This window comes from Halorubrum sp. SD690R, from assembly GCF_005435035.1.
Taxonomy (GTDB): Archaea; Halobacteriota; Halobacteria; order Halobacteriales; family Haloferacaceae; genus Halorubrum; species Halorubrum ezzemoulense.
Genome location: NZ_SGTV01000006.1, coordinates 26,576 through 53,177, shown reverse-complemented (window position 1 = coordinate 53,177; position 26,602 = coordinate 26,576). Strand labels below are relative to the sequence as shown.

At 70.0% G+C, this 26,602-nt stretch carries 27 protein-coding genes and 1 tRNA gene; 16 read left to right on the top strand and 12 right to left on the bottom strand.

Annotated elements, in window-relative coordinates; genetic code table 11:
* The first annotated feature begins 57 nt into the window (after window positions 1–57).
* Both EXE41_RS05405 and EXE41_RS05400 read left to right on the top strand, forming a co-directional pair.
* Window positions 58–1,065, top strand: a complete 1,008-nt coding sequence (locus EXE41_RS05405) for an ABC transporter ATP-binding protein (protein WP_137690461.1) — start codon at window positions 58–60, stop codon at window positions 1,063–1,065.
* Window positions 1,062–1,877: an ABC transporter permease subunit gene (locus EXE41_RS05400; protein WP_137690460.1), complete on the top strand. Its 816-nt coding sequence runs from the start codon at window positions 1,062–1,064 to the stop codon at window positions 1,875–1,877. The genes EXE41_RS05405 and EXE41_RS05400 overlap by 4 nt, the downstream gene beginning before the upstream one ends.
* 244 nt (window positions 1,878–2,121) lie before the next feature.
* Here EXE41_RS05400 and EXE41_RS05395 read toward each other — a convergent pair.
* A tRNA-Val gene (locus EXE41_RS05395) sits at window positions 2,122–2,195 on the bottom strand.
* Window positions 2,196–2,256: 61 nt separating this feature from the next.
* On the opposite strand from EXE41_RS05395, the gene EXE41_RS05390 reads away from it, so the two are divergent.
* Together EXE41_RS05390 and EXE41_RS05385 are read left to right on the top strand one after the other, a co-directional pair.
* Window positions 2,257–2,736 (top strand): DUF192 domain-containing protein, encoded by a 480-nt coding sequence (locus EXE41_RS05390; protein ID WP_137690459.1) that lies wholly within the window; start codon window positions 2,257–2,259, stop codon window positions 2,734–2,736.
* Window positions 2,737–2,802: 66 nt separating this feature from the next.
* Complete coding sequence (locus tag EXE41_RS05385) at window positions 2,803–3,216, top strand: SHOCT domain-containing protein (protein ID WP_137690458.1); 414 nt, start codon at window positions 2,803–2,805, stop codon at window positions 3,214–3,216.
* A gap of 35 nt (window positions 3,217–3,251) precedes the next feature.
* Here EXE41_RS05385 and EXE41_RS05380 read toward each other — a convergent pair whose 3' ends face one another.
* The 4 genes from EXE41_RS05380 to EXE41_RS05365 all read right to left on the bottom strand — a co-directional run bounded on the left by EXE41_RS05380 (window position 3,252) and on the right by EXE41_RS05365 (window position 7,782).
* The gene (locus EXE41_RS05380; protein ID WP_089308445.1) at window positions 3,252–4,370 is read right to left on the bottom strand and encodes an ABC transporter ATP-binding protein; all 1,119 of its coding nucleotides are present in this window, start codon (window positions 4,368–4,370) and stop codon (window positions 3,252–3,254) included.
* 102 nt (window positions 4,371–4,472) lie between these two features.
* Window positions 4,473–5,417, bottom strand: coding sequence for a carbohydrate ABC transporter permease (locus EXE41_RS05375; RefSeq protein WP_094495655.1), 945 nt, complete (start codon window positions 5,415–5,417; stop codon window positions 4,473–4,475).
* Window positions 5,414–6,400: a carbohydrate ABC transporter permease gene (locus EXE41_RS05370; RefSeq protein WP_049932706.1), complete on the bottom strand. Its 987-nt coding sequence runs from the start codon at window positions 6,398–6,400 to the stop codon at window positions 5,414–5,416. Before EXE41_RS05370 ends, EXE41_RS05375 begins: the two co-directional genes overlap by 4 nt.
* 53 nt (window positions 6,401–6,453) lie before the next feature.
* Entirely contained in the window at window positions 6,454–7,782 is a 1,329-nt protein-coding gene (locus EXE41_RS05365) for an ABC transporter substrate-binding protein (protein ID WP_094552267.1), read from the bottom strand.
* Between the two features lie 147 nt (window positions 7,783–7,929).
* On the opposite strand from EXE41_RS05365, the gene EXE41_RS05360 reads away from it, so the two are divergent.
* From EXE41_RS05360 to EXE41_RS05340, 5 genes are all read left to right on the top strand, one after another.
* Window positions 7,930–8,586, top strand: a complete 657-nt coding sequence (locus tag EXE41_RS05360) for a DUF4013 domain-containing protein (protein ID WP_049932702.1) — start codon at window positions 7,930–7,932, stop codon at window positions 8,584–8,586.
* Between the two features lie 85 nt (window positions 8,587–8,671).
* Complete coding sequence (locus EXE41_RS05355; RefSeq protein WP_137690457.1) at window positions 8,672–9,721, top strand: AAA family ATPase; 1,050 nt, start codon at window positions 8,672–8,674, stop codon at window positions 9,719–9,721.
* On the top strand, window positions 9,718–10,359 hold the full coding sequence (locus EXE41_RS05350; RefSeq protein ID WP_049932700.1) for a protein sorting system archaetidylserine decarboxylase: 642 nt from the start codon (window positions 9,718–9,720) through the stop codon (window positions 10,357–10,359). The genes EXE41_RS05355 and EXE41_RS05350 overlap by 4 nt, the downstream gene beginning before the upstream one ends.
* Window positions 10,360–10,507: 148 nt before the next feature.
* Window positions 10,508–11,176: an HVO_2922 family protein gene (locus EXE41_RS05345; RefSeq protein WP_137690456.1), complete on the top strand. Its 669-nt coding sequence runs from the start codon at window positions 10,508–10,510 to the stop codon at window positions 11,174–11,176.
* A gap of 103 nt (window positions 11,177–11,279) precedes the next feature.
* On the top strand, window positions 11,280–12,455 hold the full coding sequence (locus tag EXE41_RS05340) for a DNA primase (RefSeq protein ID WP_137690455.1): 1,176 nt from the start codon (window positions 11,280–11,282) through the stop codon (window positions 12,453–12,455).
* A gap of 46 nt (window positions 12,456–12,501) precedes the next feature.
* Here EXE41_RS05340 and EXE41_RS05335 read toward each other — a convergent pair whose 3' ends face one another.
* From EXE41_RS05335 to EXE41_RS05315, 5 genes are all read right to left on the bottom strand, one after another.
* A complete protein-coding gene (locus tag EXE41_RS05335; RefSeq protein ID WP_094494424.1) occupies window positions 12,502–12,717 on the bottom strand; it encodes a hypothetical protein in 216 nt (71 codons plus the stop codon).
* 58 nt (window positions 12,718–12,775) lie between these two features.
* Window positions 12,776–12,967 carry a hypothetical protein gene (locus EXE41_RS05330; protein ID WP_094494425.1) on the bottom strand — a complete coding sequence of 64 codons (192 nt, stop codon included), beginning with the start codon at window positions 12,965–12,967 and terminating at the stop codon, window positions 12,776–12,778.
* A gap of 124 nt (window positions 12,968–13,091) precedes the next feature.
* Complete coding sequence (gene rpl12p / locus EXE41_RS05325) at window positions 13,092–13,436, bottom strand: 50S ribosomal protein P1 (RefSeq protein ID WP_137690454.1); 345 nt, start codon at window positions 13,434–13,436, stop codon at window positions 13,092–13,094.
* Window positions 13,437–13,452: 16 nt separating this feature from the next.
* Window positions 13,453–14,499: a 50S ribosomal protein L10 gene (locus EXE41_RS05320; protein WP_049932693.1), complete on the bottom strand. Its 1,047-nt coding sequence runs from the start codon at window positions 14,497–14,499 to the stop codon at window positions 13,453–13,455.
* A complete protein-coding gene (locus tag EXE41_RS05315; RefSeq protein WP_049932691.1) occupies window positions 14,496–15,134 on the bottom strand; it encodes a 50S ribosomal protein L1 in 639 nt (212 codons plus the stop codon). The genes EXE41_RS05320 and EXE41_RS05315 overlap by 4 nt, the downstream gene beginning before the upstream one ends.
* A 283-nt stretch (window positions 15,135–15,417) precedes the next feature.
* On the opposite strand from EXE41_RS05315, the gene EXE41_RS05310 reads away from it, so the two are divergent.
* Entirely contained in the window at window positions 15,418–16,962 is a 1,545-nt protein-coding gene (locus EXE41_RS05310; RefSeq protein WP_137690511.1) for an acyl-CoA carboxylase subunit beta, read from the top strand.
* Complete coding sequence (locus EXE41_RS05305; protein WP_049932688.1) at window positions 16,962–17,300, top strand: hypothetical protein; 339 nt, start codon at window positions 16,962–16,964, stop codon at window positions 17,298–17,300. Before EXE41_RS05310 ends, EXE41_RS05305 begins: the two co-directional genes overlap by 1 nt.
* Window positions 17,301–17,571: 271 nt before the next feature.
* Here EXE41_RS05305 and EXE41_RS05300 read toward each other — a convergent pair whose 3' ends face one another.
* A complete protein-coding gene (locus EXE41_RS05300; protein WP_049932686.1) occupies window positions 17,572–17,784 on the bottom strand; it encodes a hypothetical protein in 213 nt (70 codons plus the stop codon).
* Between the two features lie 86 nt (window positions 17,785–17,870).
* On the opposite strand from EXE41_RS05300, the gene EXE41_RS05295 reads away from it, so the two are divergent.
* The 5 genes from EXE41_RS05295 (at window position 17,871) to EXE41_RS05275 (ending at window position 25,486) form a co-directional block, all read left to right on the top strand.
* A complete protein-coding gene (locus EXE41_RS05295) occupies window positions 17,871–19,739 on the top strand; it encodes a biotin carboxylase N-terminal domain-containing protein (protein ID WP_049932684.1) in 1,869 nt (622 codons plus the stop codon).
* A gap of 136 nt (window positions 19,740–19,875) precedes the next feature.
* Window positions 19,876–23,781 (top strand): PAS domain-containing protein, encoded by a 3,906-nt coding sequence (locus EXE41_RS05290; protein WP_137690453.1) that lies wholly within the window; start codon window positions 19,876–19,878, stop codon window positions 23,779–23,781.
* A gap of 91 nt (window positions 23,782–23,872) precedes the next feature.
* Entirely contained in the window at window positions 23,873–24,220 is a 348-nt protein-coding gene (locus tag EXE41_RS05285) for a hypothetical protein (protein WP_049932681.1), read from the top strand.
* Window positions 24,221–24,383: 163 nt separating this feature from the next.
* On the top strand, window positions 24,384–24,863 hold the full coding sequence (locus EXE41_RS05280) for a TRAM domain-containing protein (RefSeq protein ID WP_049932679.1): 480 nt from the start codon (window positions 24,384–24,386) through the stop codon (window positions 24,861–24,863).
* A 137-nt stretch (window positions 24,864–25,000) separates the two neighbouring features.
* Window positions 25,001–25,486, top strand: a complete 486-nt coding sequence (locus EXE41_RS05275; RefSeq protein WP_089308436.1) for a Tfx family DNA-binding protein — start codon at window positions 25,001–25,003, stop codon at window positions 25,484–25,486.
* 28 nt (window positions 25,487–25,514) lie between these two features.
* Here the strand turns inward: EXE41_RS05275 and EXE41_RS05270 are convergent, their stop codons facing one another.
* Window positions 25,515–26,576, bottom strand: coding sequence for a succinylglutamate desuccinylase/aspartoacylase family protein (locus EXE41_RS05270; RefSeq protein WP_137690452.1), 1,062 nt, complete (start codon window positions 26,574–26,576; stop codon window positions 25,515–25,517).
* Between the last annotated feature and the right edge of the window lie 26 nt (window positions 26,577–26,602).

Here is a 26,602-nt window from a genome sequence, read left to right as displayed (position 1 = left end):
GGCCGCGCTCCGCGGCGACCCGCAACCATTTATCAACTTACGACGGAACCGAATGATATGACCGCGATCGAACTGCGGGGCGTGACCAAGGAGTTCGGCGACGTCACGGCCGTCCGCGACCTCGATCTCACCGTCGAAGACGGCGAGGTGTACGGGTTCCTCGGCCCGAACGGCGCGGGCAAGTCGACGACGATCGACATGCTCTTGGACCTCGTCCGCCCGACGGCGGGGACGGTCCGCGTCCTCGGTGCCGACGTGGCGACCGACGGGGTCGATGTCCGGCGTCGGACCGGCGTGCTCCCCGACGGATTCTCTGTGTACGACCGCCTCTCCGGGCGGAAACACGTCGAGTTCGCCGTGGAGTCGAAAGAGGCCGCGGACGACCCAGACGCGCTGTTGGCGCGCGTCGGGCTCGCCGACGCCGCCGACCGGGCCGCCGGGGAGTACTCGAAGGGGATGCGCCAGCGGCTCGCCCTCGCGATGGCGCTCGTCGACGACCCCGACCTGCTGGTCCTCGACGAGCCCTCCTCCGGCCTCGACCCGGCCGGCGCGAAGGAGATGCGCGAGATCGTCCGCGCGGAGGCCGAGCGCGGTGCGACCGTCTTCTTCTCCTCGCACATCCTCGAACAGGTCGACGCCGTCTGCGACCGCGTGGGCATCCTCCGCGACGGCGAACTGGTGGCCGAAGACTCCGTCGAGGGGCTCCGCGAGGCCGTCGGCGGCGAGGAGACGCTCGACGTCGCGGCTGCCGGCGCCGACGACGAGGCGATGGCGGCGGTCCGCGCGCTCGACGGCGTCTCGGGCGTCACCCGCGACGGCGACGAACTGGTGGTGAACTGCGACAGCGACGCGAAGACCGAGGTCATCGCCGCCTTGGAGGACGCCGGCGTCGCGGTCGCCGACTTCCACACCCGCGAGGCGTCGCTGGAGGACCTCTTCCTCGCCTACACGGAGGGCGACGCGGCGACGCGCGACGCCGGCGCCGCCGCCTCCGCGCCGACCGAAGGCGAACCGACCGACGACGCGACGGACGACGATTCGGCGCCCGAGGAGGTGGACCGATGAGCCTCGTCGCCATCGCCCGGAAGGACTTCCAAGAGACGGTCCGGTCGCGGGGCATGATCGCTCTGGTGATGCTGTTCTCGCTGCTCGTCGCGGCGTTCGCGTTCGCCGTGCGCCCCACGGCCGAGAGCGAGCAGTTCGCCACGGAGGTGCTGTTGAGCGTCTTCATTGGTCCGTTCCTCGTCACGACGCTCGTCCCGCTCGTCGGCGTCGTCGTCGGCTACAACGCGGTGAGCGGCGAGCGCGAGTCCGGCTCGCTGAAACTGCTCCTGTCGCTGCCGCACTCGCGGGCGGACGTGGTCTTCGGCAAGGTCGTCGGCCGCGGCGCGGCGCTCGCGCTCGCGGTGTTCGCCGGCTTCCTGCTCCCCGCGCTCGTGTTGATCGCCGCGCCCGTCGTGTTCAACGGCGGCGCGTTCCTCGGGTACACGGTGTTCGCGGCCGCGCTCGGCGTCGTGTTCGTCTCGATCGCGGTGGGCTTCTCCGCCGCGTCGTCGACCCAGCGCCGGGCGCTCATCGGCGGCGTCGCGATCTACGTCCTCTTCGTCCTGCTCTGGGGCGCGGTCACCGGGCGGCTCGTCGGGGCGGCCGGCCCCCTCGTCGACGCGCTCCCGGTGTCGGCGACGCAGCTCCGGGTGTTCCTCCGCGTCTCGAACCCCACGACCGCGGTGGAGGCGCTGTCGAACGCGTTCCTCGGCGAACAGCTGTTCAGCGGCGAGACGGCGAACCAGCAGCTCTCCGCGGCCGCGATGTTAGTCTTCTGGACACTCGCGCCGCCGCTCGCCGGCCTGCTGAAGTTCGACACCGACGACCTGTAAGCGGGAGCCGCGCCTGCGGCTCACGGAGTTGCTCGCCGCAGGAAGTTGGATCGGGGGGATTCGAATCGCGCCCTCAGACACGCACGTCGCTGTCGCTCACGGTGTGTTCGCGACAGCGACAGTGGGCTCGGGCGGGTTCGAACCGAAATCGGACGTGCTCGCTCGCTCCGCTCGCTGCGCGCGACCGATAGGGTTCGACAGCCCTCGCAGACATTCCCGTGACTCACTTCGTTCGTCCCAGAAATGGGCTCGGGCGGGTTCGAACCGCCGATCTCAGCCTTGTAAAGGCCGCGTCATAACCAGCTAGACCACGAGCCCTCATCCGTCTGAACCCACCGGGAGCGGAAAACGGTTTCTTTCTCCGCCGCGACGATCGACCGTGAACCGCCGTCTCGCCGGGGTCGCGGCCGCGCTCGCGCTCGTCCTCCTCGCCGTCGCCGCCGTCGCCGCGACCAATCCCGCGTTCCTGATCACCGGCTACGACACGACCGCGGTCGAGGCCGTCGACGGCGACACCGGGGAGTCGCTCGCGACGGTCGAGGCCCGCGTCGCCGACGGCTTCCTGAAGCAGTACGTCGGACTCTCCGCGACCGACGACCTCGACGCGGGCGAGGGGATGCTGTTCGTTCACGGCGACGCCGCCGAGCGCGCCTACGTGATGCGCGACATGGCGTTCCCAATCGATATCGTCTTCGTCGATACCGACGGGACCGTCACGACGATCCACGAGGCCGCGCCGGAGTCGGGCTCGCTCACGCGCTACGAGGGCACCGGGAAGTACGTCCTCGAAGTCCCCCGCGGGTGGAGCGAGCGCCACGGCGTCGACCCCGGCGACCGACTGGTGATCGACCGCGAGTGACGCCGCGGCGCCGCGGTCGCGCCTGGCGACGAAACCGCTTTCAGCCTCGCCGGCGTCGCCACGACCATGACCGGACTCCCCGCCCGGATCGCGTGGAACCTCCGCCACCGCTGGCGGCGGATGTTCGCGCTCTGCGTCGTCGGCGCCGGCGTCGCCGCGCCCCTCGTCACCGGCGTCTGGTGGTGGCTCCCGCTCGTGTGGTTCTTCGGCCTCTTCATCGCGCTCCCGATCCTCCACACGCTGGTGAAGCCGGTCCCGGACGACGGCTCCGACGAGGACGCGCACGCGACCGGCGACCCCGCGCTCGACGCCCTCCGCGAGCGCTACGCGAACGGCGACATCGACGAACGCGAGTTCGAACGCAAGCTGGACCGCCTCCTCGAAACCGAGGACGCCGAGACGGTCGACGCCCCCGGCGAGGACGTCGCGAACAGGGTCCGCGAGGGCGTCCGGCGCGAGGTAGAGCGGCTGCGGGAGTGAAAACGAGGCCACCTCCCGAAAGCGATTCCGGCGCGTTACTCGTCGATCTCGCGGTTGTGGACCGCTTCGCCGGAGGTCCCGTCGAAGAGGTGGATCGTCTCTTCGGGGATCTCGACGGTGATCTCGTCGCCGGCCGAGACCTGCTGGAGGCCGCCGACGGTGGCGATGAACGTCTCGCCCTCCGGGGCGTCCGCGAACCGGAGGTACACGGTGTTCTCGTCGCCCATCGGCTCGACGACCTCGACGACCGTCGAGAAGGTGTGGTCGCCGGCCGAGTCGCCGGCCAGCGAGATGTCCTCCGGACGGACCCCGAGGGTGAGGTCGGTCACGTCGCCCACGTCGTCGAGCGTCGACCCCGAGAGCGGGTAGTCGAACATGTCGCCGATGAGGGTCTCGCCGTCCCGCTCGACGGGGAAGAAGTTCATCGACGGGTCGCCGATGAACCCGGCGACGAACCGGTTCGCCGGCTCGTGGTAACACTCCAGCGGCGTCGCGACCTGCTGGAGCTCGCCGGCGTTGAGGATCGCGATCCGGTCGCCCATCGTCATCGCCTCGGTCTGGTCGTGCGTGACGTACATCGTCGTCACGTCGAGCTCGTCTTGGAGGCGCTGAAGCTCCGTCCGCATCTCCGACCGGAGCTTGGCGTCGAGGTTGCTGAGCGGCTCGTCCATGAGAAACACCTCCGGGTCGCGGACGATCGCCCGCCCGAGCGCCACCCGCTGCCGCTGGCCGCCGGAGAGGTCGGCTGGCTTCCGGTCCAGCAGCTCGGCGATGCCCATCGTCTCCGCGGCGTCGGCGACGCGCGTCTCGATCTCCCCGTCGGAGAGATCCGTCGACTCCTCTAACCCGAACGCCATGTTCTCCTCCACGGTCATGTGGGGGTACAGGGCGTACGACTGGAACACCATCGCGATGTCCCGGTGCTGCGGTTTCACGTCGTTGACCCGCTGGCCCGCGAGGCGGATCTCCCCGCTGGAGATCGTTTCAAGGCCAGCGACCATCCGGAGCGTCGTCGACTTGCCACAGCCCGAGGGACCGACGACGACGAGGAACTCGCCGTCGCGCATCTCGATGTCGACGTCGTCGACGGCGACAATCTCGCCGTCGCCGTCGGGGAACACCTTCGTCACGCCGTCGAGTTCGAGCGTTCCCATCCTATCGCCCCCGCGAGTCGGCGCGGCGGTTTGAGAGCGATTCCTCCGGTCGGCTGCGTGAGTGCTGTCGAGTCATAGATTGCTGCTGGCGAGCGATGGCGGTCACGTCGCCACCCCCTCGGCGAACTCCTCGCCGAACGCGATGTACACCGCGAGCGTCGGGAGGGCGGCGATGAACGCGCCCGCCATGCGGAGCGCGAAGTCTTGGCCTTCGAGCGACGTTCCCAGTCCCGCGAGGATCAACACGATCGGCGCGGCCGCGCTGGACTCCGTTTGGACCAACACGAGGGTGAACAGGAGGTCGTTCCAGATCTGTGTGAACTGATAGATCAGGACCACCGCGAACATCGGTCCCGAGAGCGGGAGCACGATGCGGCGGTAGATCCGGCGAATCGACGCGCCGTCCAGCCGCGCCGCCTCGATCATCTCGTCGCTCATGTTCTTGTAGTACGACCTGAACAGAACAGTACAGATCGGCAGGCCGTACGCCACGTGCGTGATGATCAGTTCGATGACGCTGGCGTAGTCGTTGTTGATCCCGAGCGCCCACAGGAACCCTAACCACTCTTGGAGCGGGATCATCGACCAGAACTGCGAGAGCGGCACGAGAACGGCCTGATAGGGAATGAATACCCCGGCGACCAACAGCGCGAGGACCGGCGCCTTGTACTTCTGCTTCCAATTCGACTGGGTGAGCCCGTAGGCGGTGAAACTCCCGAGGAGCGCCGAGATGACGGTCGCCGGGATCGCGTACAGCGCGCTGTTGATGAGTCCCCGGCCGAGCGCGTCGAACGCCGCCCGCCACTTCTCAAACGTGAACGTACCGCCCGTCGGCGGCGCGAAGGGAAGGGACCCGCTCACGCCGCTGGCCGTCTTGAACGAGGTGACGAGCCCCGACTCGATCGGGATCAGGAAGAACGTCAACATCCCGAGCAGCCCGAGGTACAGGAGGACCCGGTACGCGTCGAGGCCCGAGAGTAGTCCAGCGGACGCTCCGGGGTCCGCTTCCGTTACCGTACCGCCGTCGGTTCGTGCGTCGTTGCTCATAGGTTCCCTCGGTTGTACTGGTAGTAGAGGTACGGACCGACGATGCCGAGCGTCATCACGAACAGGGTGATGGCGACCGCGGACGCGTACGCCCAGTTCAGGTTCGCGTACGCCTCGCGGACCATCTTCGTCGCGAGGATGTCGGCCCCGTTCGGTGGTCGGTACCCGCCGACGAGCGAGTAGAGGAAGTCGAACGCCTTCAGCGCGAACACCATCAGGACGACCGAGGCGCTGATCGTCGACCCCTTCAGCTGGGGGATGATCACGCGCCAGTACATCCTGACCGTGGAGGCCCCGTCGACCTTCGCCGCCTCGTAGTGTTCGTTCGGAATCGCCCGCAGGCCCGCGAGGAACACGACCATCGCGTACCCAGCGAACTGCCACATCAGCGCGAACATGACCGCCCAGAGGACGATGTCCGGGTTCCCGATCCAGTCGACTCGGCCGAGTCCGAGCGACGTGATCACGATGTTGATCACCCCGTTGTTGAAGTTGAACATCCACGCCCAGAACTGGGCGGTGACGACGAACGAGAGGCTCATCGGCAGCAGGTAGATCGTCCGGAAGGTGTTCTCGAACCTGATGTTCCGGTCGATGAGGATCGCCAGCCCGAGCCCGAGCGCCAGCGTCACGAGGGTGAACCCGACGAGCAGGATGAAGGTATTGATCGCGGCGTCGACGAACCCGCTGTCCGCCAACGCGCGGCTGTACATCTGGAGGTCGAGGTCGCTGTAGTCCGGGGTCCCGAATCCGGTGAAGTCCGTCAGCGATATCAGGAGGTTCCAGATGATCGCTCCGTAGACGAACAGTCCCACCAACAGGAACGGCGGGAGCCAGAACTGCGACGACTCCACGAAGTCGCTGCCGAAGCGCTCGTTCAGCGCGGCGACCGGACTGAAGCCGGAGCGCTGCCCGTCCTCGGCGACGCCGCCATCCGTGACCGCGTCGCCACTGTCGTCGCCGGTGTCAGTATTTCGTGTCATATGGTTCTTCGTGCGCCGAAACCGCCGAAATCCGGTCGCATCGTGGACCGGAGTCAGTTAGAGACCGCGTCGACGAATCCTTGCGTGGCGGCGTCGACGTCGTACGGTCCGGAGAATTCGCTGGAGATCACGTCGTTCAGCGACGTCATGGTCTCCGAGGGGACGCCGAGACCGTGCTGGAGGTTCGGCGGTCGCTGGTCCGCGCTGGCGAAGTCCTCCTGCGTCTCCTGGAGGTACGGGCCGAACTGGCTCATGTCCACGTCGGTGCGCGTGGGGATCGAGCCCTTATACTGGTTGAACGCGACCTGTGCCGCCTCGCTCCCGACGAAGGCCATGAACTGCTCCGTGGCCTCCGGACTCGGGTTGTCCGAGGGGTAGAGGAACGAGTCGAAGTGGAGCATGTACATGCCCTCCGAGCCGGGGTACGTCTTGAAGCCCCAGTCCTCGTCGTAATTGAAGTCCTCGGCGTTCCGGTAGGCGCCGGCCGCCCAGTTCCCCTGGTGGATGAACGCCGCGTTCCCCTCGATGATGTTCTGGTTGGACTCGGTGAGTCCGATCGAGGAGGCGTCGTCGTTGATGTAGTTCCCGAGGATCTCCGCGAGCGACTCGAAGGTCGCGCGGACGGCGGCCTCGTCCGGGCTCCCGTCGAGGAAGCTCATGTACGCGTCGTACCCCTCCTGTCCGAGCATCGTCGAGGCGAACAGCTGGGTCGTCGTCCAGGTGCCGCTCGCGCCGTGGGTCATCGGAATCGCGTCGGTCTCGCTCTGGACCGTCTCCAGCGCGTCGATCAGCGCCGAGACGCTCGTCAGCGAGTCGGGGTCGACGCCCGCCTCCTCGACGACCGACGTGTTGTAGAACAGGCAGTTTAGCCGGTGCGAACCGAGCGGAACGGCCCGGTACGCGCCGTTGTACTGGTGGAGGTCCACCGCCTCGTCGACCATCACGTCCTCGAAGCCTTCGGACTCCCAGACGCCGCCGACCTCGCCCAGCACGCCCTCGTACCGCTGGAGGTTCGGGCCGGGCCAGTTGGCGAAGGAACTCGGCGGGTCGCCGTTCTGGAGCCGGTTCGCGACGACCGCGTCGAGGTTCTGATTCCCGCCGCCGCCGATCGGGTTGAACTCGTGGTCGACGTCCGGATACTCCTCCTCGAAGGCCGCGACGAGTGCTTCGGCCGCGCGGGCGCCGTCGCCGCCGGTCCACGCGTGGAGCACTTCGAGCGTGTTACCGCTGCCGCCGTCGCCGCCGTCACTTCCGTCGCCGTCGCCGCCGTCGCTACCGTCGCCGCCGTTGCCGCCGGAACAGCCAGCGAGGCCTGCGAGCGTCGCTGCCCCCGTCGCTCCGACGAAGTGTCGCCGCGACAACCGCTTGTCTTGATCTGTCATGGTACTTCACGATGTACAATGGATCTTTGGCATATATACTTACTCATTTTTTTAGAACTATTTCTGACGGATTTCTTTACGGACGGTTTCTGTCCCGAGCGACCCGGGACCGACGGGCATACCACGGTTCGGGCGATGAGCGTACTCATGCGCCCCTCGATCGCCGCCGTCACGTACCCGATCGCCGGCGACGCCGCCGAGCGACCGCTGCTTGCCGTCTGGCTGCTGTTCGCGCTGTCGGTCGTCGTCCCCGTGCTCCCGGCGGTGCCGGTCGTCGGCTACCTCGTCCGCGTGTTGGCCGCCAGCGAGCGCGGCGAGTCGATCCCGCCGTTCCTCTCCGAGCCGCGGACGCTCGTTCGTCGGTCGATCGGGGGAGCGGTCGTCTGTCTGGCGTACCTCGGCGTTCCGCTCGCCGCCCTCCTCGTGACGCTCTACGGGGTCGTCTCGCTGGAACCCGGCGCGAACGCGCCTGTCGGTCGGATCCTCGCCGGCTCGACGGCCGTCCTCTTCCTCGGCATCCTCGGCACGTATCTCGCGCCGATCGCGTTGACCGTGTACGGGCGCGAGGGGTCGCTCCGCGGAGCGTTCTCCCCGGACGCCGTCCGCCCGGTCGCCGGACACGCGGCGTATTTCTTCGGCTGGACGCTCGGCTTCACCGCGCTCGTGGTCACCGTCGGGGTCGGCGGCGCGCTGTTCACCCTGTCGCGTCTCGGCCCCCTCGCCGGGACCCTCGTCCTCGCGTACGGCCTCCTCGTGGCCGCGTACCTCCTGGGTCGCGCCGTCGAGCGCGCGAGGCGACGGTAGGCCGCGCCCGTCGGCCGCCGAACGCACGCCCCCGGGGGCGCCGCGACCGACCGATTCTTGACCGGGCGGCCCGGAGGTGACGGTAATGCAGGGACCGCTGTGGATAGACACGCACGCGCCAGATCTCGACGAGATCCGGCAAGACGAGGCCCGCGACCGCCTGCGCCGGGCCGTCGACGAGCCGATGAACCTCGTCGTTCAGGGGCCGCCGGGGGTCGGGAAGACGGCGGCCGCGCGCGCGCTCGCCGACGCGTCGCACGCCGACCCGGACGCCGACCTGATCGAGATCAACGTCGCCGACTTCTTCGGCCGGACGAAAAAAGAGATCCGCACCGACCCGCGGTTCGAGGGCTTCCTCGCGGGGCGGAGCGGCATGGCGAAACGCGACATGATAAACCGCGTCCTGAAGGAGTCCGCGTCGTACGCGCCGATGTCCGGCGAGTACAAGACGGTCCTGTTGGACAACGCGGAGGCGATCCGCGAGGACTTCCAGCAGGCGCTGCGCCGCGTGATGGAGAAGCACCATCGGACCACGGAGTTCGTGATCGCGACCCGCCAGCCCTCGAAGCTCATCGCCCCGATCCGGTCGCGCTGCTTCCCGGTCCGCGTGCGTTCCCCGACGACCGACGAGACGATCGACGTCCTCGAGACGATCTGCGACCGCGAGGGCGTCGACTACGACGGCGACGGGCTGGAGTTCGTCGCCAGCGCGGCCGGCGGCGACCTCCGAGAGGCGATCCTCTCGGCGCAGGCGACCGCCGTGGAGGGCGACGAGATCACCATGTCGACCGCCTACGAGACGCTCGGCGAGGTCGGCGACGACGACGCGCTCCGCGAGGCGCTCGCCGCCGCCCGCGACGGCGACCTGAAGGGCGCGCGCTCGACGCTCGACGACCTCCTCGACGAGGGGTACAGCGGGCAGGAGCTGCTCCGCGAGACGCTCCGCGTCGCCCGCGCCGGCTCCGAGTTCGGCGGCGACGACCTCGCGCGGCTCCACGCGCTCGCCGGCGAGGCCGACCTCGACATGACAGACGGGCTCGACGACACGACGCACCTCGTCCACCTGCTCGCGGCGTGGGCCGCGGGACGGACCGAGCTCTCGCCCGGACTGCGGGACGCGGAGGTGCCCCCGTGAGCCGCGCGCCGCCGCTCTCGCGGCTCCTCCCGTTCCCGGTGGTCGACGCCGCGTGGGACCTGGCGCTCGTCCCGGCGCTCGCGGGCGCCGTCGCGCTGCCCGTCCTCTCGCCGGTCGGCGTCGCGCTCGTCGCGCTCGCGGTCGGGATCCTCTGGTTCCACCGCGACCCGGAACGCGATCCGCCCGACCCGGAGGAAGCGGTCGTCTCCCCCGCCGACGGCACGGTCTCCGTCGTGCGCGAGGAGGGCTCGCGGCTCCGCGTCGGCGTGTTCATGAACGTCACCGACGTCCACGTCAACCGCGCGCCGATCGCGGGCGAGGTCACGGAGGTCCGCCACCGCCCCGGCGCGAACCGCCCCGCGTTCGACAAGGAGTCGGACCGCAACGAGCAGGTCGCGATCGACTTCGGCGACTACGAACTGCTCGTCATCGCCGGCTGGTTCGCCCGCCGGATCCACCCCTCGGTCGAGGCGGGCGACCGGGTCGAGCGCGGCGACCGCGTCGGACACGTCTCCTTCGGCTCGCGCGCGGACGTCGTGTTGCCCGCGGACGTGACGCGCGACGACCTCCTCGTCAGGGAGGGCGACGGCGTGCGCGCGGGCGAGACGATCATCGCGGAGCGGCCGGACGATCCTTAGCTCCCTCGCGCGACGCGGTCGAACGGCTCCGGACCCCTCGCGCGGCGCTGTCGCGCACGGCGTCGAGTCGGGCGTCGCCTCGGACCGCACGACCGACATCCGAGTTCGGGCATACGCTTTTGTTTCGCGGCAGTGACCGTTATCGCGTATGGCAGACGATACCATCCACGAGTCGAAGCGGTCGCGGACCCGACAGGGGCTGGCCACGTACCTCCGCCGGATCGCTCGGGCGCTGGGACGCGGCGAGCCGGTGCCGGTCGACGAGGCCGGCACGGTGACCGTCGACGCGGCCGCCACCGGCGACGTCGAGGTCGAGCTCGAACGCGACGACGGGACGGTCCACCTCGAGGTCGAGATGGAGTGGCCCGACGAGGAGGCCGCGGTCGACGCCGACGCGACTGCGAGCAAGGCCACGTTCGAACTGTACGCCGACAGCGCCGACCAGTACCGCTGGCGGCTCCGACACGACAACGGGAACATCATCGCCGACGGCGGTGAGGGGTACGCCGACAAGCGCGACGCCCGCTCGGGGATCGAGAGCGTCCAGCGGAACGCCCCGGGCGCGCACGTCGTCGATGTCTCGCGCGACGAGGAGGCGCCAGACGAGGGAGGCAGCGACGCCGTCTTCGAGCTGTTCCGCGACAAGGCGGACAAGTACCGCTGGCGGCTCCGGCACGACAACGGCAACGTCATCGCCGACGGGGGACAGGGGTACGCCTCCAAACAGAAGGCGAAACAGGGGCTGCGCAGCGTCAAGTCGAACGCGCCGGGCGCGGCCGTCGAGGAGCCCGGAGACGCCGAGGAATCCGAGGAGTAGCACCGCCCGCCCGGTCTGCGGCTTCGACCCGCCCGGTCCGATCCCGCTCGACCGACCGCGGACCGCACCGCTTATTCGCCGGCCCTCACTACCTCGGGCCGACATGGACGCGCTCGACGCCAAGTACCCGTTCTTCGCGAGCGCCCGCGAGGCGGTCGCGTCCGCCGGGGTGTCGCTGCCCGACCTCGTCGCGGCCGACGCCCCGGCCGTCGAGCGCGCCCGCGAGCGCGTCGAGCGCGCGCTCCTCGAAGGAACGGTCGCCTCGGAGAGCGGCGCGTTCCCCGGCGAGTCGGCGTACGACGTACAGGCCGAACTCCTCTCGTACCCCATCGCCCGGATCCTCGTCTCGCTGCTCGACTCCGACCCCGCCATCGAGAAGTACGCCGCCGCTGAGGCGGCGACTGCCATGGACCGGGTTCGTCGCGACCTCGAGACCGACGACGAGTTGCGGTCGGTGTCGACCGCGACGGTTGCGCTCGACGACCTGCTCGCCGAGTTCGACCTCGCGGACGCGGTGCGCCCCGACCGTAGCGCCCCCGCCGGCGTCAGCGGCGGTTCGAGGGGCGGCGCGGCCGGGGGACCGACCGGGAACGTCGCGGGCCGCGACCCCGACCACTACCGGATCGACGTCGGATCCTACCTCCGGCTCACCTCGCCCGAGTGGGGGGACTCGTGGCGGCTCGTCAACCGCGCGCTCGCCGACGGCGCGGTGCGCGTCACGCGCGACGAGCTACTGGCGGCGCTGGAGGCCGCCGTCGAGGAGCGCGTCGCCGAGGGGCTCCCGTTCGAGGACCTCGGGGAATCGCTCGCCGAGGCGCTGGAGCCCCGCGTGGCCGACCTCCGGCGCCTGCTCTCCGAGCGGACGTACGCCGAACCGCCGGACGTGGTCGCCCCCCCGCTGTTCCCGCCGTGTATGACCAACCTGGTCGAGAAGGCGGAGCGCGACGCCGCGCTCTCGTCGGCCGAGTCGTTCGCGCTGATGGCGTTCCTCGTCGGCATCGGGATGACGCCCGACGAGGTCGTCGCCTTCTGTGCCGACACGAGCCTCGACGCCGAGGGGATCCGCTACCAGACCGAGTTCCTGACCGACGACCGGGGCACCCAGTACCCCCCGCCGACCTGCGAGACGCTCGCGAACTACGGGATCTGCCACAACGAGGACGACCACATGCAGGTCGCGGTCGACCCGCTCTCGTACTACGAGAAGCGCGTGGCGGCCGCCGACGAGGTGACGGACTGGCGGGCCGAGCGACGCCCGGACGAGACGACCGGGGCGTGAACGCGACGCCCCGGACGCGGAGAAAGAGTCGGCGAGGTCGGACCGGCTACGGCTCGTCTTTCGCGCGCATCAGGTACGTCCCGATGCCGGCCATCAGCAGGACGAATCCGGCCAGCAGCGCGATGAGCGCGATCGCCCCTGCCTCGGGGAGGACCGTCGACCCGCCGAAGGTGACCCCGATCCCGACTAACCCGACGATGAACACCGCGGCCGCCGCCAGCGAGACGGTGATCTGCCGACGGAGTTCCGCGTCGATTTCCATGGCTGCGGCTTCCCGTCGCCGCTAAAAAAGGACTTCGATGGGCGTCCCGCCCGGCGGCTCACCGCGCGAGATGGGTGATGTCCCGCCGCAGGCTGTACCCCCGCGGCACGCCGACGACCTCCAGGCAGTCGGCGCACAGCACCCGCTCGTAGTCGCGGTTCGTTTCCTTCTCCAACAGGGAGACGTCTTCGAGCGGGAACACCGACTCGCACCGGTCGCACTCCGCCTTGTCGCCGTCGACGATCTTCATCGCCTCTCGGTACCCGGGATCCGTACATAAAATCGCGGCCGGCGTTATCACTCCGGATATCGGCGGTCGAAAAAATCGCGTTCGAGCGTCGGTCGATGCGGTCGGGGGTCGGTGGGCTCCGGCGTTAGCCGAAGAGCTCGCCGAGGCCCTCGCCGCCGTCGCCGTCCTCTTCGTCGTCGCCGGCCTCGTCGGCCTCCTCGGCCTCGTCGGCCTCTTCCTCCTCGTCGTCGTCCGCCTCGTCGGCGGCGTCGGCGTCGACGGCGCCACCGGCAGACGCGCCGGCGGCCGGGGCCGCGGCGGCCGTCTCGATGGCCTCCTCGATGTCGACGTCCTCCAGCGCGGCGACGAGCGCCTTGACGCGGGACTCCTCGACGTCGACGCCGGCGGCTTCCAGCACGCCGGTGACGTTGTCTTCGTTGATCTCTTCGCCAGTCTCGTTCAGGATGAGCGCAGCGTAAACGTATTCCATTGGTGTGTACCTCGTGTTATCCGAACATCGCGCCGAGACCGTCGCCGCCGTCGTCGCCGTCGTCCTCGTCGGCGTCGTCGGCGTCGGCCTCCTCGGCGTCTTCCGTGTTGTCGTCCGCCTGTTCCTCCTCGTCGTCGGCGTCGTCTGTCGCCGGCTCCGCCGCCGGCGCGGCCTCGACGCCCTGGAGCTCCTCGGGGAGCGCCTCGTCGTCGTCGATCTGCGCCGCGAGCGCGCGCAGCTGGGCGTCGGCCTTCCCGATCAGGTCGGGCACGACGTCCGGGCTCTCGATCTCCGCGAACAGCCCGACGGACTTCGCCTCGCCGGACGCCTTCGCGAGAAGGGTGCCGGCGGTGGCGGCCGTCGGGTACGCGGCGTTGACCGAGAGGTTTCGCGCGGCGGCCGCGGCGGACCGGATGTCCGCCTCGTACTCGTCGACGTCGAGTTCGAGTTCTTCCGGCTCGAACAGGACGCCCTCGGAGTAGACGGCGCGCAGGTCGAGACCGACCTCCTTGGGCTCGATGCCGAGCTCGACGAGGACGTTCGCGAGGTCGTCGTCGACGACCTCGCCCTCCTCCAGCACGGTCGAGTCCTCGGTCACCTTGATCGAGCCGTCCATGATGCGGGCGGACGCGCCGACCGTCTGGAGCTCGCCGACGAACGGTCCCGGGTCGACGCCGGTGTCGCCCTCGGGGATCACGATGTCGTTGGGGGCCACCTCGCCCGCGTTGATCGGGGCGGGGGTCTTCGAGGCTTCGAGCTGCTTGAAGAGGCCGAACGGGTTGTCGTTGGTGCCGACGAGCGCCACCTGGCCGCTGACGTACTCCGTCAGCGCCTCGACGCTGTCGCCGACCTCCTCGAGCGCTCGGGTCGTGAGCGTGTTGCGGCTCATGCGGACGGCGGCCGAGCCGTGGAGCTCCCGGCGCATGGCCTGGAGCTGCCGGCTCGGGATGCCGGCCACGCCGACGATCCCGACGGACTGGTAGGAGTCGATGAACTCGACGAGCTCGTCGACTTCCTCTCGTTTCCACTCGGGGATCGTCTCGGTCTTGCGGACCGAGCTCATACGGGCACCTCCTTCGCGGGACCCATCGTGGTCTTCACGTAGATCCCGTCGATGTTGAGCGGGCCCTTCTCGAGGTCTGCTTCGAGTCGCCGGATGATGACGTCGATGTTGTCCGAGATCGCGTCGGCGCCCATGTCCTCGGCGCCCACGCGGGTGTGGAACGTGCGCCGGTCGCGCGACCGGAGCTGCACCGTGTTCTTCATCCGGTTGACTGTGTCGACGACGTCGTCGTCCGGCTGCAGTGGGGTAGGCATCTTCCCGCGCGGACCGAGGACGGTACCGAGGTACCGACCGATGTCCTGCATCAGGTTGGCCTCCGCGACGAAGAAGTCGGTCTCGCCGGCGAGGTCCTTTGCGCGGTCGTCGTCGTCTCCTAAGTCTTCGAGGTCGTCGCTGTCCAGCACTTCGTCAGCGACCTCCTCTGCGCGGACGGCGGTTTCGCCCTCCGCGAAGACGACGATCTGTGTCTCCTGCCCCGTTCCAGCCGGCAGCACGACGGACTCGTCGATACGGTTCGACGGATCGTTGAGGTCGAGGTCTCGCAGGTTGATCGCGATGTCCACGGTCTCGCGGAAGTTCCGCTCGGGCGCATCGTCGAGTGCGAGGGTTACGGCCTCTTGTATTGTGTCTGCCATTTTCACCTCCGTAGTACGCAGGTCGCTCCTACGGGTCAGTGAAACAGGCGAAGCCTGTCTCATCGGAGAGTGGTTCATCGGAGGTTTAAAAGCGTCGAACCGCCGGTCGCCGTGTGAACCGGAGGCAGGGCCGCTCGCCGGCGGTCACGCGGTCGCGCCCGCTTCGCCGGGCCGCAGGACTCGGATTCGACGGGCGTCGAACGCCAAAACGTCGGATAGGGGAACCCTTTTGACGGCGCTCTTCGACCCACGAAGTAATGACGCAGGGTGGTCCGCCGTGACGATGGACGACCGCATCGACGACCTCCGGGAGCGCCGCGAGCGGGCGGCCAGGGGCGGCGGCGAAGACCGGATCCAGTCGCAACACGACAAGGGGAAGATGACCGCTCGCGAGCGGATCGACTACTTCCTCGACGACGGCACGTTCCACGAGTTCGACCGGTTCCGCACCCACCGCAACCACACCTTCGGGATGGAGGAGAAGCAGATCCCGGGCGACGGCGTGGTGACCGGCTACGGCGAGGTGAACGGCCGGAAGACGTTCGTCTTCGCGCACGACTTCACCGTCTTCGGCGGGTCCCTCGGCGAGGTGTTCGCCGAGAAGGTGTGTAAGGTGATGGACAAGGCGATGGACGTGGGCGCGCCGGTCGTCGGCCTCAACGACTCCGCGGGCGCCCGCATTCAGGAGGGGGTCGCCTCGCTCGGCGGCTTCGCCGAGATCTTCCGGCGCAACACGGAGGCCTCGGGCGTGATCCCCCAGATATCGGCGATCATGGGGCCGTGCGCCGGCGGCGCGGTGTACTCCCCGGCGATCACGGACTTCACCTTCATGGTGAAAGACACGTCGCACATGTTCATCACCGGGCCGGACGTCATCGAGACGGTCACCGGCGAGGAGGTGAGCTTCGAGGAGCTGGGCGGCGCAGTGACCCACTCGTCGACATCCGGCGTGGCGCACTTCGCCGAGGAGAGCGAGGAGGAGGCGCTGGACAACATCGCGCGGCTGCTGTCGTACCTCCCGGCGAACAACGTGGAGGACCCGCCGCGCGTCGAGCCGTGGGACGACCCGGAGCGCGCGGACGACGCGCTCGCCGAGATCGTCCCCGACGCCCCCCGGAAGCCGTACGACATGAAAGACGTGATCGAGAGCGTCACCGACGAGGGCTCCTTCTTCGAGGTTCAGGAGAACTTCGCGAAGAACATCGTGGTCGGCTTCGCCCGGCTCGACGGCCACTCCGTCGGCGTCGTCGCGAACAACCCCCGCGTGAACGCCGGCACCCTCGACATCGAGTCGAGCCAGAAGGGCGCGCGGTTCGTCCGCTTCTGCGACGCGTTCAACATCCCCATCGTCACCTTCGAGGACGTGCCCGGGTTCATGCCCGGCACGGATCAGGAGCACAACGGGATCATCCGCCACGGCGCGAAGCTGCTGTACGCCTTCTCCGAGGCGACCGTCCCGCTGCTCACCGTCATCACCCGGAAGGCGTACGGCGGCGCCTACTGCGTGATGTCGTCGAAGCACATCGGCGGGGACGTCAACTACGCGTGGCCCACCGCGGAGATCGCGGTGATGGGACCGAAAGGCGCGGTCAACGTCCTCTACCGCGAGGAGCTGGCCGAGGCGGACGACCCCGACGCGCGCAGACAGGAGCTCATCGACGAGTACCGCGAGGAGTTCGCGAACCCCTACACCGCCGCCGACCGCGGCTTCGTCGACGACGTGATCGAACCGACCGAGACGCGCGCCCGCCTGATCGAGGACCTGAAAATGCTGAAGGGGAAGCGCTCGGACCAGCCCGCGAAGAAGCACGGCAACATCCCGATCTGATGGCGACCGACCACGAACCGGGCCGCGAGGGGTCGGCGGGCGAGGGTGCGGCCGACGAGGCTCCGACCACAGATCCGGCGCCCGCGCTCGCCGGCCTCTCGATCCCCGACGACGCCCGCGACGACGAGGCGGCCGCGATCGCCGCCGCGGTCGCCGCGCACCTCCGGGACGGCGAACTCGCCGCGGCGGCCGCCGCGAGCGACGCGGACGACGACCGCGACGAGGACCGCTGGGGCTTCGCCGCCCGGATCGACCGGCTCCACCGCCGCCGGGTGCGCGTCCCCGTCGACGCGCCGACGGACCCGTGGACCGCGGCCGGTCGGAGCGACCGGTTCTGACCCTCTCGGCGGAGGCGACCGACCCCGACTTCTCGCCAGACCCACTTCGCTTCGCTCTGTGACGGTCGAGTTCAGACGGTCGCTCGCGCCGTCGCTGGTCGGACACTCGACACGTCGAATAGCGTCGCCGGACGCGGTGGCGTCCGGCCGCGTACATTCCCCCGACGGCGCGCCGTCGACCCGTCGCGCCGTCGACCCGGCCCTGACTCAGGGCGCGTTGGTAGATCCGTCCACTGACATATATACCTGTGGTAGTCTCTCTCGCGGTCGGTCACTCCTCTCCGAGCTCGTCGCCGCCGGAGGTCGACGGCCCCCCCCGGTCGCCGAACAGCCGGTTGAGGACCATCGGAACGACGACCACGAAGGCGAGGAGGGCGCCGACTCGGACCAACAGCGACGCGTCGGTCGCTACCGTGAGTCCGAGGTAGACGGCGGCGCCGACGAGGACCGACGGCAGCATGTACGGGTTCCCGGCGTCGAGCATACCTCACCGTGGCGCCCGCCGCCCCCTTAACCGTCTCGGCACGGACCGACAGAGTTTGGTAGCAGTTCGTGGAAGAACCGACAGGAATGTTCGATAAGGTTCTCGTGGCGAACCGCGGCGAGATCGCGGTCCGCGTGATGCGCGCCTGTGAAGAGCTCGGCGTCGACACCGTCGCCGTCTACAGCGACGCCGACAAGCACGGCGGCCACGTCCGGTACGCGGACGAGGCGTACAACGTCGGGCCCGCCCGCGCGGCCGACTCGTACCTCGACGGCGAGGCGGTCGTCGACGCGGCGCGGTCCGCCGGTGCCGACGCGATCCACCCCGGCTACGGCTTCCTCGCTGAGAACGCCGAGTTCGCCGCCCGCGTCGAGGCTGCCGACGGGATCACGTGGATCGGTCCCGCGAGCGACGCGATGGAGCGGCTCGGCGAGAAGACGCACGCGCGCCGCGTGATGGACGACGCGGACGTGCCAATCGTCCCCGGGACGACGGAGCCGGTCACCGACGTGGAGGCCGTCACGGCGTTCGGCGACGAGTACGGCTACCCCGTCGCGATCAAAGCGGAGGGCGGCGGCGGCGGCCGCGGGATGAAGGTCGTCGAGAGCGCCGACGAGGCCGAGGAGGCGCTCGAATCCGCCAAACGCGAGGGCGAGGCGTACTTCTCGAACGACTCGGTGTACCTCGAACGCTACCTCCAGACCCCCCGCCACGTCGAGGTCCAGATCGTCGCCGACGAGGGCGACGACGGCGAGGGCCCCGCCGACACGTCCGACGTGGTCCACCTCGGCGAGCGCGACTGCTCGCTCCAGCGCCGCCACCAGAAGGTGATCGAGGAGGGGCCCTCCCCCGCGCTCTCCGACGAGCTGCGCGAGAAGATCGGCGAGGCCGCCCGCCGGGGCGTCGCCGCCGCCGACTACACCAACGCCGGCACCGTCGAGTTCCTCGTCGAGGAGGACCCCGACCGCGACCCGTCGGAGCCGCTCGGGCCCGACACCCCATTCTACTTCCTCGAGGTCAACACTCGGATTCAGGTCGAACACACCGTCACCGAGGAGCTGACCGGGATCGACATCGTCAAAGAGCAGCTCCGGGTCGCCAGCGGCGAGGGGCTCTCCGTCTCGCAGGACGACGTCGAGCTGGAGGGTCACGCGATCGAGTTCCGGATCAACGCCGAGAACGCCGCGGACGACTTCCAGCCCGCCAACGAGGGGTCGCTGGACACGTACGACCCGCCGGGCGGGATCGGCGTCCGCGTCGACGACGCGCTCCGGCAGGGCGACGAGCTCGTCACGGACTACGACTCGATGATCGCGAAGCTGATCGTACGGGCCGGCGACCGCGAGACCTGTCTTGCCCGCTCGAAGCGCGCGCTCGCGGAGTACGACATCGACGGCGTCGTCACCATCGTCCCGTTCCACCGGCTCATGCTCGACGACGAGCGCTTCGTCGACGGGACGCACACGACGAAGTACCTCGACGAGGAGCTCGACCGGGAGCTGGTCGCCGAGGCGCAGGAGCGCTGGGGCTCCGAGACGGTCGGCGCCGCGGACGACGACGAGGAGGTGACCGAACGCGAGTTCACCGTCGAGGTGAACGGCAAGCGCTTCGACGTCGAGTTAGAGGAGCGCGGCGCGCCCGCGATCCCGGTCCCGGAGGGCGGTGGTAGCGGCCAGCAACGCCCGCCGCAAGCGAAATCCGACGACGGCGGCGACGAGGGCGACGTCGACGTCGCGGAGGGCGGCGAGGCGATCGACGCGGAGATGCAGGGAACGATCCTCTCGGTCGACGTCGCGGAGGGCGACGAGGTCGCCGCCGGCGACGTGGTCTGCGTCCTCGAGGCGATGAAGATGGAGAACGACGTGGTCGCCGAGCGCGGCGGCACCGTCGCGGGGGTCCACGTCGCGGAGGGCGACAGCGTCGACATGGGCGACGTGCTGATCGTGTTGGAGTAGTCGGACTCCCGTCCCCGCGAGTCGCTTCGCGCGTTTCCTCGGTGACGAACCCGTCTCTCACGGCACTCTCGGTGGCTCTATCACTGGAAATAATCGGCGGGAATGATTGATACGACCGCGTCGCCGAGAGTCCGTAATGGAACACCCGAGCGACGAACACCCGGAGCGGATTCACGTGCTGTACGTGAACGGCGACGCCGACTTCGCCGAACTCGCCCGGGCGAAACTCGAACGGATCGCCCCGCGAGTCACGGTGACGACCGTCGGCGACGCGCGGGCCGCCCTCGATCGGGCGATCGAGGGCTCCGCCGACTGCCTCGTCACCTCGTACTCGCTGCCGGAGGGGACCGGGATCGACCTCGTCTCGCGAGTCGGGACCGAGCGCCCCGACCTGCCGACGGTCCTCTTCACCGGGAGGGGCAGCGAACGGATCGCCAGCGAGGCGACCCAGGCCGGCGTGTCGGACTACATCCCGATCCACGGGACCCAGGACAGCTTCGAACTGCTCGCCGGGCGGATCCGGACGCTCGTCGACGCGGCGCGCAAGCAGGCGGCCGCCGAGCGGTTGTCGGACCGCTTCCAGCGGACGCTCGAACGCGCCACCGACGCGATCTACGCGGTCGACGACGACTGGCGGGTGGAGTACATGAACGACACGATGGCCGAGCGGGTCGACCGCGACCCGGAGCGCATCGTCGGGAACACGATCTGGGAGGCGTTCCCGTCGATAGTGGGGACGGAGCTCGAAGAGCGGTATCGCACGGCGATGGCCACCGGGGAACCGGCGTCGTTCGAGCAGCGGCTCGGCGAGCCGTTCGACTACTGGGTCGAGGTGCGGGCGTTCCCGGACGAGGACGGGCTCACCGTCTTCTCGCGGGAGATCACTGACGACCGGGAACGCGAACTGGAGCTGGAGCGCAGCGAAGCGGTACTGGAGAACGTCCACGACGCGGTGACGGTCGTCGACGAGGACCGGTCCGTCGTCTTCGCGAACGCGGCCGCGGGCCGACTGCTGTCGGACGATCGGTTGGCGGACCTCACGGGGGAGCGGCTCTCCGACCTCGTCGGCGACCGCGTCGGCGAGTCGGACGCTCGCGCGTTCTCCGAGACCGTCGACCTGACGCTCGACGAGATGGAGAGCGACGGCGGGACCTCCGGGTTCTACGACGCAGACCTCCAGATGGACGTCGCCGTCGGAGGCGGCCAGCGGACGTTCGACATTCGGCTGACGCCGTTCCAGCGCCGATCGACCAACCAGGTGCTCGTCGTCGCCCGCGACGTGACCGAACAGAGCGGGGCGAAACGCCACCTGGAACGGGAGCGAGACGCGCTCCGAGAGCTCCAGACCGTCATGGGGAAAAACGACATCTCGGCCACGGCTCGCCTCCGGGACCTCCTCCGTGTCGGCTGCCGGACGCTCGGGCTCGAGATCGGCATCGTCTCGCGGATCCGCGACGACGACTACACGGTCGAAGCGGTTCACGCGCCGGACGCCGACCTCGAGGCCGGCGATCGGTTCGACCTCGAAACGACGTACTGCGCGGAAGTGGTCGAGACCGACTCCGTCTGCTCGTTCGCCGACGCGGTCAGCGACGGGAAGGAGACGCATCCCGCGTACCGCGACCTCGAACTCGAGTCGTACATCGGCGTGCCGCTCGTCGTCGACGACGCCCGCTACGGGACGGTCAACTTCTCGAGCCCGACGACGCGGGTTGCCCCGTTCGGGGCGCTCGAACGGACGTTCGTCGAGCTGTTGGCCGAGCTCGTGAGCGCCGAGCTCTCCCGGGCGCGAGACCGCGCCGAACTGGAGCGACAGGAGTTCCTCTTCGACCGCGTCCAGGACATCGCGGACATCGGCGTCTGGGAGTACTTCCCGTCGCGAGAGGAGCTCACGTGGTCGGACGGGACGCGCCGGATCCACGGCGTCGACGCGGGGTACGAGCCGTCGATCGACAACGCGGTCGAGTTCTACCACCCGGACGACCGCGCGACGATCACCGACGCGGTCGAGGCCGCGGTCGAGGACGGGGAGCGGTACGACCTCGACCTCCGGATCGAGCGGGCGGACGGCGAGGTGCGCGACGTCCGAGCGTGGGGGGAGTACGTCGAGGACGCGCGGCGGGGCGACGCGGCGCTTCGCGGCGTGTTCCAAGACGTGACGGAGCGGGAGGCGAAGCGCCGCGAACACCAGGCGCTCGCGGAGGAGTACGCGGCGCTGCTGGAGACGTCCGGCGACACGATATTCCTGCTCGACGTCGACGCCGCCGGCGACGAGCCGTCGTTCGAGTTCGCCCGACTCAGCCCCGGCTACGAGTCGCAGACCGGGCTCACGACCGCGGACGTCCGGGGCGAGACGCCGCGGGCGGTGTTCGGGGAGGAGCAGGGGGCCGAACTCGCGGCCAACTACGCCCGCTGCGTCGCGGAGGGCGAGCCGATATCGTACAGCGAGGAGCTCGAGACCGTCGCCGACGGCCGCTTCTGGGAGACCAGCCTCGCACCGGTGATCGTCGACGGCGAGACGGTCCGGCTCGTGGGTATCGCCCGGAACGTGACCGAGCGGGTCGAACGGGAGCGGGAGCTCGAGGCGACGAACCAGCGGCTGGAGTCGCTCATCGAGGCGACCCCGCTCACCGTCATGGAAGTCGACGCCGACGGGAGCGTCGTCCGCTGGAACGAGGAGGCCGAGACCATGTTCGGCTGGTCCCACGAGGAGGTGCGCGGCGAGGAGAACCCGCTCGTCTCGGCGGAGCGGTGGGACGAGTTCGCCGCGCACCGGCGACGGGCGCTCCGCGGCGAGCGGGTCCGTGCCGAGGAGGTGCGGCTGGAGACGAAGGCCGGGGCGGAGCTGGATCTCCTCCTGTCTATCGCCCCGATAACGGATCCCGACGCCGAGGTCACGGGCACGCTCGCCGTCGTCGAGGACATCTCCGACCAGAAGCAGCTGGAGGGCCGGCTCCGGGCGCTCCAGGAGACCGCTCAGCGGCTCAGCAGCGCCGAGTCCGCCGGGGCGATCGGCTCCGTCGCCGTCGACGCCGCGGCCGACGTGCTCGGCCTCGACGTCACCGCGGCGTGGGAGCACGACGAGCGGGCGGACGCGCTCGTCCCGATCAGCGAAACGCCGGCGACGACGGACCTGTTCGGAGCGGCGCCTCGGTTAGACCGCGGCGAGGGGCTCGCGTGGGACGCGTTCGAGTCGGGAGAGACGCGGGTGTACGACGACCTCGGCGACGCGGACCGCCGACACGACCCCGACACGGCGATCCAGAGCGTGGTCATCGTCCCGCTGGGCGAGTACGGCGTCATGATCACCGGGTCGACGTCGTCCCGCGAGTTCTCCGAGACCGACGTCGACCTGTTCCGGATCCTCGGCGCGACCGTCGAGGCGGCCTTCGCGCGGGCGAGCCGTGAGGCGGAGCTCCAGCGACAGAACGAGCGGCTCGACGAGTTCGCGAGCGTCGTCGCCCACGACCTCAGGAACCCGATCACCGTCGCGCAGGGGTTCCTCGAAATCGCGGCGGAGACGGGCGACCCGGACCACTTCGACCGGGTACAGTCGGCGCACGACCGGACCGAGCGGCTCATCGACGACCTGCTCGCGCTGGCTCGCGGCGAGGCCGCGGTCGAGGACGCCGAGACCGTGGACCTCGGGACCGTGACGACGGAGGCGTGGGGGTACGTCGACACGGACGAGGCGGCGCTCGCGGTCGCGGACGCCGTCCCGACGGTCACCGGCGATCCGGGGCGCCTGACGCAGCTTTTCGAGAACCTCTTCCGGAACGCGGTCGAACACGGCGGGTCGACCGTCTCCGTGACCGTCGGGCGGCTGGACGGTGACGGGGGCTTCTACGTGGAGGACGACGGGAGCGGGATCCCGCCGGATCGACGCGACGAGGTGCTCCGTCACGGCGTCACGTCCAGCGACGGAGGGACCGGCTTCGGGCTCTCGATCGTGGCCGACATCGCGGAGGCGCACGGCTGGACGGTCGCCGTGACGGGGGGGAGCGACGGCGGCGCGCGGTTCGAGTTCGACGCGGCCGCGTAGGGCCGCACCCGAGTCGGAGCGGGGGGACCGCGACGTCGGTCGGGCCGATCTGACCGACGCTGTTTAACCGAACGCCCGAGAACGAGGGGGTATGGAACCGGTCGACGACTGGCGGTCGGCGATCGCCGAGGCCGGCGAGCTGACCGGCCCGATCGCCGCGGCCCTCGTCGAGGCCCACGGCGACCGCGGCCAGCGCGCGATCGAGGCCGTCGGCGAGGGGCGCGTGAAGCGGTACCGCGATTTCACCGTCGTCGTCGGCCACGAGGACGAGTACGTGGTCGAAGACGGGGAGTGTACCTGCGCGGACGCGACGTACAACCTCGACGCCGACGACCCCGACGAGCGCTGCTGGCACGCCATCGCGGTCGACGTCGCGGACGCGCTCGACGCCGTCGACCACCACGACATGTGGTACTCCGAGGTCCGCGAGTTCCTCTGAGGCCGCCGCCCGCGCCGCCGAGCGTCGAAGCTTCTCTGCCGCCGCTCTGCGTCGTCGGACCCCACCGAAACAGCCGCCGCTCGCCCGCGTGAGGCGACGTTTTTCGCGAACTTCGGTCTGAGAGTCGAAAACGTTTACAACAGCGGCCGGTCTCCCCTACGGTATGGCGGACTGTCCACTCGCCGACGACTGCCCCAGCTTCGACGAACGGATCCAGGGGATGGGGTGTCAACACTACGGCAACAAAGGCGGCGCGGAGTGGTGTAACCACTACGACATGCCGATCTACGAGCTGAAACAGCAGCCGGTCCAGCCCGGCGAGGCGGTCGTCGTCGAGGTCGACGACATCCACGAGAGCGGTGCTGGCGTCGGCCGCACCGACGACGGGTTCATCGTCCTCGTCGACGGGCTCCTCCCCCCGGCGCGCGCCGAGGTCAAGATCCACCGCGTGAAGTCCAGCCACGCGACGGCGCAGGAAGTCGTCGAGCGCCTCCCCGACGACCCGGACGCCGAGGAGTCCGACGACGACGCGGACGCCGAGGGGAACGACGAAGAGGAGAGCGAGGACGACGAGGGTCGCAGTCGCCGCGACCGCCCGGACCGCGAACGGCTCGGCAGCCGCGAGAACTTCTGGGGCAAGTGACGGCGTCTCGGGGGAGCCCCGCCCCACGGACAGTCCGGACGCCGTCGATCCGTCGCGCGATTCTCCGCCGCCCGACTCCCGCGACGCCCGTCGCCTGAAACCGCCGTTTTTTGAGCGACCGGCCCGTCGATGACCACATGGTGGCAGACGACGAGCAGCCGGAGCCGGCCGACGTCGACGCCGACTCGATCCTGGAGGGGGCCGGGTTCGACGCCGACGAGAGCGTGCTCACGCGCCGGCAGGCGGAGGTGTTAGCGCTCCGCGAGCGCGGGCTCCGACAGTCGGACATCGCCGACCGACTCGGCACCTCGCGCGCGAACGTCTCCAGCGTCGAGGCGAGCGCCCGCGACAACGTCGAGCGCGCCCGCGAGACGGTCGCGTTCGCGGAGGCGCTGTCCTCGCCGGTCCGCGTCGAGATCGAGGCGGGAACCGACCTCTACGACGCGCCGAAGCGGGTGTACGACGCCTGCGACGAGGCGGGCGTCAAGGTGAACCAGACCGCCCCGGAGCTGATGAAGGCGATCGGCGACCGCGCGGGCGACGCGGTCCACGGCCGCGAGGTCCGCAACCGGCTGTTCGTCACGGTCGCCGCCGACGGGCAGATCCGCGTCCGGCGGCCGTAGCCTCGCGCCGCAGTCGGTTTCCGCTCTCTCACTCCACGTCGATCCGCTCCGCGACGCCGACGAGCGTCGCGCCCGCGGTGACCGTTGCCTCGCGGGCGACCGAGTACGCGATCCCGCTGCGGTCGGCGCGCGCGACCTGATGCGTCTCGAACGTCGTCGGGTCGAACACCTCGCCGACGCGGTCACCCTCGGTCACCCGGTCCCCGACGGCGAGGTCTGGCTCGGGGACGAACAGCCCGGAGTCGCCGGCGGTCACCCGCCCGAGGTGGTTGCGCGCGACGACGCCGTCCCACGGCTCGGGCTCGCCGTCGAGCAGCCCCTCGTGTCGCAGCGCGCCGATCATCCCGGCCACGCCGGTCTCGACCGCCGCCGGGACGACCTCCCGGCTGTGGGCGAGCTCGGGCGTGATCGTCGGGATCCCCTCGCGGGTGGCCGCGACCCGGAGCTTCCCGGCGAACCCGCGCTCGTCCCACTCCGTGTCCGCGTCGTCTCCGGCCGCCTCCGCGAGCAGCAGGTCGGTGCCGAACGCCTCCGCGAGCCCGCGGCAGGCGTCGTCGCCGCGCATGTACACCGCGTGGGTCGCCATCGACGGCGACCCGGTGTGGAGGTCGACGATCGCGTCCGCCTCGCCCGCGAACGCCCAGAGCCGGGCGGCCATCCGGTCGTGGAGCGACCCCTCCGGGTCGCCGGGCCAGCATCGGTTCATGTTCGGCTGGCGCGAGTCGAGCGACTCCGGCGTCGTGTACGAGACCCGGTCGAAGGTGAGCGGGTCGGCGACGGGGACCGTCACGAGCGTGCCGGTGAGACCGGCGGCCGTGGACTCGGCTCCGTCCCCGGTTTCGGCTCCGGACGCGCCCTCGGCGCCGTCGCCGACGAGCCGGTCGTGGAGCCGCCGGAGCACCGCGGTCCCGTTCACCTCCCGACCGTGCTGAGCCGCCTGCGCGTACACCACGGGCGCGTCTCCGGGCGCGTCGAGCTCTGGCCCGCCGTCTCCGTGGACGATCTCCCCCTCGCCGTAGGCGTGGACGGTCGTCCGGATCGGCACGCCCGACGGGAGCCGCGCGAGGGTGAGGCTGCGACTTGTGTGCATGCGAGCGGCTCGGGCCGGCTCGGAGT

Bases quoted from the DNA above. Each gene is read 5' to 3' on its own strand.
- EXE41_RS05340 (WP_137690455.1), top strand. From the start codon at position 11,280: ATGGACGCGCTCGACGCCAAGTACCCGTTCTTCGCGAGCGCCCGCGAG.
- EXE41_RS05335 (WP_094494424.1), bottom strand. From the start codon at position 12,717: ATGGAAATCGACGCGGAACTCCGTCGGCAGATCACCGTCTCGCTGGCG.
- EXE41_RS05375 (WP_094495655.1), bottom strand. From the start codon at position 5,417: ATGAGCAACGACGCACGAACCGACGGCGGTACGGTAACGGAAGCGGAC.
- EXE41_RS05290 (WP_137690453.1), top strand. From the start codon at position 19,876: ATGGAACACCCGAGCGACGAACACCCGGAGCGGATTCACGTGCTGTAC.
- EXE41_RS05385 (WP_137690458.1), top strand. From the start codon at position 2,803: ATGACCGGACTCCCCGCCCGGATCGCGTGGAACCTCCGCCACCGCTGG.
- EXE41_RS05330 (WP_094494425.1), bottom strand. From the start codon at position 12,967: ATGAAGATCGTCGACGGCGACAAGGCGGAGTGCGACCGGTGCGAGTCG.
- EXE41_RS05315 (WP_049932691.1), bottom strand. From the start codon at position 15,134: ATGGCAGACACAATACAAGAGGCCGTAACCCTCGCACTCGACGATGCG.
- EXE41_RS05285 (WP_049932681.1), top strand. From the start codon at position 23,873: ATGGAACCGGTCGACGACTGGCGGTCGGCGATCGCCGAGGCCGGCGAG.
- EXE41_RS05305 (WP_049932688.1), top strand. From the start codon at position 16,962: ATGGCGACCGACCACGAACCGGGCCGCGAGGGGTCGGCGGGCGAGGGT.
- EXE41_RS05280 (WP_049932679.1), top strand. From the start codon at position 24,384: ATGGCGGACTGTCCACTCGCCGACGACTGCCCCAGCTTCGACGAACGG.
- EXE41_RS05405 (WP_137690461.1), top strand. From the start codon at position 58: ATGACCGCGATCGAACTGCGGGGCGTGACCAAGGAGTTCGGCGACGTC.
- EXE41_RS05365 (WP_094552267.1), bottom strand. From the start codon at position 7,782: ATGACAGATCAAGACAAGCGGTTGTCGCGGCGACACTTCGTCGGAGCG.
- EXE41_RS05400 (WP_137690460.1), top strand. From the start codon at position 1,062: ATGAGCCTCGTCGCCATCGCCCGGAAGGACTTCCAAGAGACGGTCCGG.
- EXE41_RS05270 (WP_137690452.1), bottom strand. From the start codon at position 26,576: ATGCACACAAGTCGCAGCCTCACCCTCGCGCGGCTCCCGTCGGGCGTG.
- EXE41_RS05310 (WP_137690511.1), top strand. From the start codon at position 15,418: ATGGACGACCGCATCGACGACCTCCGGGAGCGCCGCGAGCGGGCGGCC.
- rpl12p (WP_137690454.1), bottom strand. From the start codon at position 13,436: ATGGAATACGTTTACGCTGCGCTCATCCTGAACGAGACTGGCGAAGAG.
- EXE41_RS05300 (WP_049932686.1), bottom strand. From the start codon at position 17,784: ATGCTCGACGCCGGGAACCCGTACATGCTGCCGTCGGTCCTCGTCGGC.
- EXE41_RS05370 (WP_049932706.1), bottom strand. From the start codon at position 6,400: ATGACACGAAATACTGACACCGGCGACGACAGTGGCGACGCGGTCACG.
- EXE41_RS05345 (WP_137690456.1), top strand. From the start codon at position 10,508: ATGGCAGACGATACCATCCACGAGTCGAAGCGGTCGCGGACCCGACAG.
- EXE41_RS05275 (WP_089308436.1), top strand. From the start codon at position 25,001: ATGGTGGCAGACGACGAGCAGCCGGAGCCGGCCGACGTCGACGCCGAC.
- EXE41_RS05320 (WP_049932693.1), bottom strand. From the start codon at position 14,499: ATGAGCTCGGTCCGCAAGACCGAGACGATCCCCGAGTGGAAACGAGAG.
- EXE41_RS05295 (WP_049932684.1), top strand. From the start codon at position 17,871: ATGTTCGATAAGGTTCTCGTGGCGAACCGCGGCGAGATCGCGGTCCGC.
- EXE41_RS05380 (WP_089308445.1), bottom strand. From the start codon at position 4,370: ATGGGAACGCTCGAACTCGACGGCGTGACGAAGGTGTTCCCCGACGGC.
- EXE41_RS05360 (WP_049932702.1), top strand. From the start codon at position 7,930: ATGCGCCCCTCGATCGCCGCCGTCACGTACCCGATCGCCGGCGACGCC.
- EXE41_RS05355 (WP_137690457.1), top strand. From the start codon at position 8,672: ATGCAGGGACCGCTGTGGATAGACACGCACGCGCCAGATCTCGACGAG.